This is a genomic window from Holophagales bacterium (assembly GCA_016719485.1).
Lineage (GTDB): Bacteria > Acidobacteriota > Thermoanaerobaculia > UBA5066 > UBA5066 > UBA5066.
The window spans coordinates 22,770-28,769 of sequence record JADJZB010000001.1; the positions used below are offsets into that span (position 1 = coordinate 22,770).

At 71.4% G+C, this 6,000-nt stretch carries 4 protein-coding genes; 1 reads left to right on the forward strand and 3 read right to left on the reverse strand.

Annotation, left to right across the window (positions count from 1 at the left end):
- Positions 1–3,019: 3,019 nt before the first annotated feature.
- Positions 3,020–3,190, forward strand: a complete 171-nt coding sequence (locus IPN03_00110; protein MBK9372170.1) for a hypothetical protein — start codon at positions 3,020–3,022, stop codon at positions 3,188–3,190.
- Positions 3,191–3,537: 347 nt separating this feature from the next.
- Here IPN03_00110 and IPN03_00115 read toward each other — a convergent pair whose 3' ends face one another.
- From IPN03_00115 to IPN03_00125, 3 genes are all read right to left on the reverse strand, one after another.
- Positions 3,538–3,630, reverse strand: a complete 93-nt coding sequence (locus IPN03_00115) for a hypothetical protein (GenBank protein ID MBK9372171.1) — start codon at positions 3,628–3,630, stop codon at positions 3,538–3,540.
- Positions 3,631–3,797: 167 nt separating this feature from the next.
- Positions 3,798–4,127, reverse strand: coding sequence for a hypothetical protein (locus tag IPN03_00120; GenBank protein ID MBK9372172.1), 330 nt, complete (start codon positions 4,125–4,127; stop codon positions 3,798–3,800).
- A 700-nt stretch (positions 4,128–4,827) separates the two neighbouring features.
- A complete protein-coding gene (locus tag IPN03_00125) occupies positions 4,828–5,652 on the reverse strand; it encodes a PD40 domain-containing protein (protein ID MBK9372173.1) in 825 nt (274 codons plus the stop codon).
- Positions 5,653–6,000 lie beyond the last annotated feature (348 nt).

Genomic DNA, 6,000 nt, shown 5'->3' on the forward strand with positions numbered 1-6,000 from the left:
CGCCGCGGTGCTCGCTCTGCCTGCTCGCTCCCGCTCGCCGCGCTCCAGCTCGTCCCAGGTCCCGGAGGGAACCGGCGCTCGGCGGCGCGGCGATCGTCCTCGTCGTCCTCGGGTCGGTGGTGCACCGCTCTCTCGCGTCCCGCCGCTCCGAGGAACCGCCTCGGAGCGTCTCGCGCCGTTCGCCTCCTCCTCGAGGGTTCGGCCTCGCGCTCTCCCGGCGTTTCAGCTCACCCTCGTCCTCTCGGGCCGCGTCCTCCGCGCGCCTCGCGTTCTAGTCGCTCTTTCTCCTGCGCCTCTCGATCGCCGACCTGATCGACCCGTCCCGCCTCGCCGCGAGGACGGGTCTGACCGTTCTGCCGCGCGCGCGACGTGAGGACGGCGATGGGGAGGCCGCCCCGCCTGCCGGCGCGGCGGCGTCGTGCGCTGAGCGGTGCGATAGAAGCGACACTCTGGCGCTCTGGCTGGCCTCCCGCTCGCCGCGGCCCTCGCCCCCGGCGAGGTGGCAGCAGGCTCGTGGCCGCCGGGCCCTCCACCTGCGCTGGTATCCGCCGGCCGCGCTGGCGCCTCACGCGCTCCCCCTCCTCAGCCAGGCGTTGCGTGCCCTGAGGACCATCGTCTCCTGGAGGCGCGCGGTACGGCGGTCGGCCTCGGTACATGGCGGCGGCTCTTCCTCGTGTTCCACGACCCGGCGTTCGATGCCCGGCGGCTCGCGCTTGGGGAGCCCGTCCTGGCAGAGACCGTGGCGGGGTTCCTCTTTAGCGCGGACGCGCGCGGCGCTGAGCCGACGGAGAACGACTCGCCGGCCAGATCGCGTCAGACGTGGAACTGAACCCGCTCCACCTCACAGCGCGGAGGCTTCCAATGGAGCCGGTCTCAGGACGAAGCTGGGACGCTACACGCCGACGCGACGGCTCGGTGCCGGCGGGATGGCCAAGGTGTGGGAGGCGACAAAGGAGCTGCTGAAACGGCGGGTCGCCGTCAAGATCGTCAGGGCGCTCGCGAGTCACCCAGATTTATAGAGCCGTTTTCCTGCGCGAGGCGCGCACCGCGGCGCTCAGAACTCCGGGCATCGTCGCGTCTTCGACGTGGGCCTCAGGCGGGACGCGCTCTTCGTCGATGCCCGTCCTCTCCGGCGGCTCCCCGTCCACGACCGGCTCGTGCACCCCGTCGACGACGGCACCGCCGTCGCGTGGCCGAACTCTCGCCTCGGCGCTCGGACTACGCCACGGCAAGGGTTAGTCCACCGCGACGTGAAGCCGCTGAACGTCCTGTTCGACGAAGAAGGCTCGACGCACCTTTCAAGACTTCAGGCTCGCCAAGGAGATCGCCGAGGCGACCCAGCACACCCACACGGGAATGACCCTCAGGACACCTCTCTACGTGTCGCCCCGAGCGGGCGATTAGGACGGCGGCCGGCCCACGGCGGACCAGTACTCCCCTCGGCATCGTCGCTTACCGCATCCTCGCAGGGCCACCTGCCGTACGAGGAAGGGAGCCGACCCCCGTCCTCCTCCGCCGGACCGCGTTCGAGGAGATGCCTCCGCCGTCGCAGTTCCGCCGCGGCCTTCCACCGGTGGATCGCGGTCTTCACCCGCGTCCTCGCCAAGACTCCGGAAAGGCGGTTTGCCTCGTGTACCGCGTTCATTAAGGCGCTCGCCCGGTCACGACTCCGGGGCGGCTTCTCTCACGGCCCGGCTGGAGCCCGAGGAGACCAAGGCAGGCCGGTGCACCTGATGCCGCAAGCCGGTTCCGGCCCGCCGCTGCAGCCGGCGGCTGAGCAGCGCACGCCCGCACGCCTCAACCCTGCCGCCCGCCGACTTCGACGCCGACACCGTCGGCAAAGAGCGGAAGGCGCATCCCCGCCGAGCTCGTCCTCCTCGGCACCTCTTCGTGGCGCTTCTCGGCGTGTCGCTCTGGATCATCCTGCGGCCCGCCGACCGTCGCGTCTCCCGCGTCTTCCGCCGCTACGGCGACGGCCTGAGCGCCGCCGGATGCCGCACCATGAAAGACCCGACGCCGACCGCCACCCCAGTGCCCGTCGCCCTCTCCTCGTCCGCGCCGGCCCCGTCGAGACCCCGTTCTCATCGCCATCGATCGATCGCCCCACGGCGCCGCCTCGGCCGACGTCGACGCGGACACCGGTGCCGGTCCGTCGCCGACTCCCGTCCCGCCACCGGCTCCGCCGACGCCCACGCCGTCCCACACGCCCCAGCCCGACCGCCACGCCGCGCCCCTCGCCGCCGCCACCGCCTCTCCCGACGTGGACCGCGGCCCCGGCCCCGGCCGCCCTTCGCCCGCCGCCGAGCGGCCACGCAGTCGCCGCGGACCCGCTCGCCGCGATTCACGCGCCGTCCGTACCCGGCCGACATGCGCGTGAGAGATGCGTGGGTCGAGGTCAAGAAGAGCGGCACGACGCTCTTCTTCCGGATCACGCGGAGCCTCGAGGGGAGCGGGGAGAGTTATCAAACCCGCTTTGGGACGCTCGTCGTGACGACCCGCGGCAACGCCCCGCTCGTCCCCAGTGCGCGGGCCCCTGCCTCTCCTCTGCTGCGGCCTCGACTCGCGGCGGGCGTCGTCACGCCGTCCCTCCCGACGGAGCCACGCACACCTCGCAGTCCAGCTCGAGGAGGGGACCGGGTCGCCGTCCGGGCCAGGCCTCTCCGCTTCTCCTTCTCCGCTACCCTTCGAATCGGGCCTGAGGAGGTCCTGCGCCGTCACTCAGCCCTCGCCCTCGCGCTCCTTCTCGTGGCGCCGTCGCTCTCCTGCAGATCTACCTGCCGTTCCGCTTCCAGCTCGCGCCGCGCTCGTCGAGGAGGCCGGCCGGCTGCAGTACGACTCCCGGCCCGATCGCGCTCCGCTGGCAGCCCGGCGGACTTTTTACGCGGGTCGACGTCAGGGCAATCCCGGCTTCATCGGCGGCGCGTCGCGCACACGCGCATCCCGACAGAGGTGCGCGACCTCGACGAAGGTCCGCGATTTCTCGACGCGCCGCAGGCGTCGAGGAGGAGCCCGGCGCGTCGTGACGATCCACGTGGTCGACGCGAAGGCGTCCTTCAAGTACGGCAGGCGGAAGAGAGACCAGGATCGACCGCGCTGCACCCTCAAGGTCGAGGTGGAAGACGGGAAGGCCCGCTGGAGCGAGGCGTACTTCGCTTCCGACGAGCCGGCGGGCGAGCCTGAGGCAGACTGAGGTCCTCGACGGGGTCTACGACGAAAGTCTCGGCGGCCCTCGCCCGCAGGCGCGTCGTGCGGCGGCTCGCCGAGCCCCTGCGCCCTGACCGGTCGCCGCCGTCAGCCTTCCGCCAGCCAGGCGGCCACCGCCGTGGCCATCCGCTTCCCCTCGTCCGCGTCGAGCCGGCCGCTCAGCCGGTCGATGCCGAGCCCGTGCCCGGCGTCGGGCGCAAAGGATAACTTGGAAGTGGACGTGCGGCACTGCCTGGTGTGCGGCGGCGCCGACCCGTTCTGAAGGAGACGTTTGCGAAGTCGCGCGTACCGGTCGCGGCCACCATCACAGCGAGCGATGCGCGGAAGGACGTCCTATGGCCGCCGCCGACTCCTCGGAAGCGCGTCGACCGTGGCCGCCGCTCCCTTCGGGACGACGAGCGTGTGACCTGGCGCGAGGGGCGCGATGTCGAGGAACGCGAACCATCACGTCACCAGAGACCCGGTGGCTCGGGATCTCCCCGGATGATCCGCGTGAAGATCGTCTCGCTCACGGCTTGCCTCCGGCCTTCTCTGGCCGCCCTTCGACGAGACATCTCGACGAGCCATATGTTCCAGTCGTCTCGGCAAGCTCTTTAGTAGATGTGGCGTCGCCGGTCGGCGACCAGGCGGGGTAGCGGACATAGGTATTGAGGCGGCGATTCGCCGTCACCGTGCGATCCCGTCTTCCCGTCGCGGAAGACCCATCCCACGTTCCAGACGCCGTCGCGCAGGCCGGCGAAGGCGATCTTCGAGCCGTCCGGCGAGGAACGAGTGAACCAGCTGCTGCCCCGGCCGCGGGTCAGCTGGACCGGCGTCCCGCCGGTGGCAGGAACCGTGAAGACGTGGACGTCCTCTTCGCGCTTGGCCTCAGAGGCGAGCGTCGTGCCGTCAGGAGCCCGCTTGCAGGAACGCAGCGAGCTCAAGTGTCGGAGGTGATCTGCCGCAGCGTCCCCGCCGGGAAACTCGGCGACCCAGACGTTCAGCGTCGTCCCTCCGCGGTTGGGTGGAACGCGACCTTCGTGCCGTCGGCGAGATGCGCATCGCGTGATTGCCCCGGGCCAGAAGTCGGCGACCGCATCCTCCGCCCCGTCGCGAGGTCGAGGAGAAGAAGGCGCGGTGGCCACGCCGGGCGACATGAACCCGAGCCGGCGGTACTCCGCGAAGCAGTGCGGGTAGTCGTCGTCGGAGGATCGGTCGTCCGCTGAACGCCCGTCTCCGCCGTCGGCACCGACGATCCAGATGTCCTGGTTCGCGCCGGGCCTCCAGCGGCTACAAACGCGATCTGCTGCCGTCGTTCAGAGACGGCGGACGAAGGCCGCCCGTCTCGCGCGTCTTGGCCGACCGGGCCGCTGGCCTTCCGCGCGTCGGGGGCACCGCTTCCAGATGTTGCTGGCCCATCGCGAGGCCGGCGTAGGCGGCACCAGGTGCCGTCGCGCGAGACCGCCGGCGCTCTTGACCCAGCCGAGCCCCGCGACACCAGACGTCGCGATCCTCAGGCGCGAGGGCCAGCACCGTCTGTGTCGCGACCTGCGCCGGTGAACGACGCTCCAGTTTTCCGACCAGCACGGGAAGGGGACGGCGCCGCCGTCAACCCCATACCGAACCGTAGCACTGCCCGTTCCTTCAGCTCCACTTCGCCGGCCATTGCCGTCCACGCCGACAGTCCAGATCTCCGGAGGACGTGCAGTTTGTAGCTAACGGTGATCCGCCTTCCCCAAATCGGGCGACCGGGGCCGCGCGCCGTGCCCGCCGCTCGGGCCGCCCCACACCTGCGTCAGGGCGCTGGCGGCGAACCGTCGAGGGCGATCCAGAGGACGGAGGAAGGCGCGCCGAGCAGGTTCGCCGCAGTCGACCACCGACCCCGACTTCGAGGACGAGGGCTTGCCGTCGGGCGAGAACGAGGGACGCAGGCCGAACGTCGTCTGGCTGGCGCGAAAGCGCCACCGAGGCGGGCACGAGGAACCTGCCGCCGACGCTCTTGACGTGGTAGGCGATCGTCTCGCCGTCGGGCGACCAGGCCGGGTGAGGTTCTGCCGGCCGTCCGTCGTGAGCTGGGTCTCCCGGCTTCCCGATGCAGGGGCCGGCGGTGATCTCGAACCGGCCCGACCGGTCAGACGCGTAGGCCGGGGCTCTGCCGTCGGGCGAGAAGGCGGGAAAGACGTCGAGGCCGGCGGACGAGGTCAGCTGGACCGGTCTGAGGGGCGGCCCCTCCCGAAGACCCCGGCTCCCGCCCCGACCGAACCAGAGAGGAACGGCTGCACCGGCGACGGCCGCGAGGAAGCACGCCCCCACGGCGAGCGCGAGCCGCCGGCGGCTCCGGGGCCGGCACCGCCGAGGAGCGCCGACATCGTCGGAACCGCGCGGACGCGGTGCGGGCGGGTGCGGGCTCGCCGAGCTCCCGGCCCCGGTGGCCAGCACACTCACGATCGCGGCGGCCATCTCGCGCATCGAGGCGAATCGCTGGGCCGGGTCCGCTGCGAAGGGCCCGGTCCGCGACTTCGGCGACCCCCGGACGACGCCGCTTCACCGAAGCCGGGAATCGGCGGGTGCCCGAAGGTGGAGGATGGCGTACATGACATCGACCAGCGTCTCCCTTCGAAGGAGCTTTCCCGCCAGGAGCTCGTAGAAGACGATGCCGAGGGAGAAGATGTCGCTGCGCGCGTCGACCTTCTTCCGCTCGCCTGCTCAGAGACATGTACTGCGCCGTGCCGACGACGAGACCGTCGGTCGTGAGCGACGGCTGGCTCCGTCGTCCTCCGGTACGGACTGGACTTTCGCGAGGCCGAAGTCGAGAAC

Bases quoted from the DNA above. Each gene is read 5' to 3' on its own strand.
- IPN03_00125 (MBK9372173.1), bottom strand. From the start codon at position 5,652: ATGCGCGAGATGGCCGCCGCGATCGTGAGTGTGCTGGCCACCGGGGCC.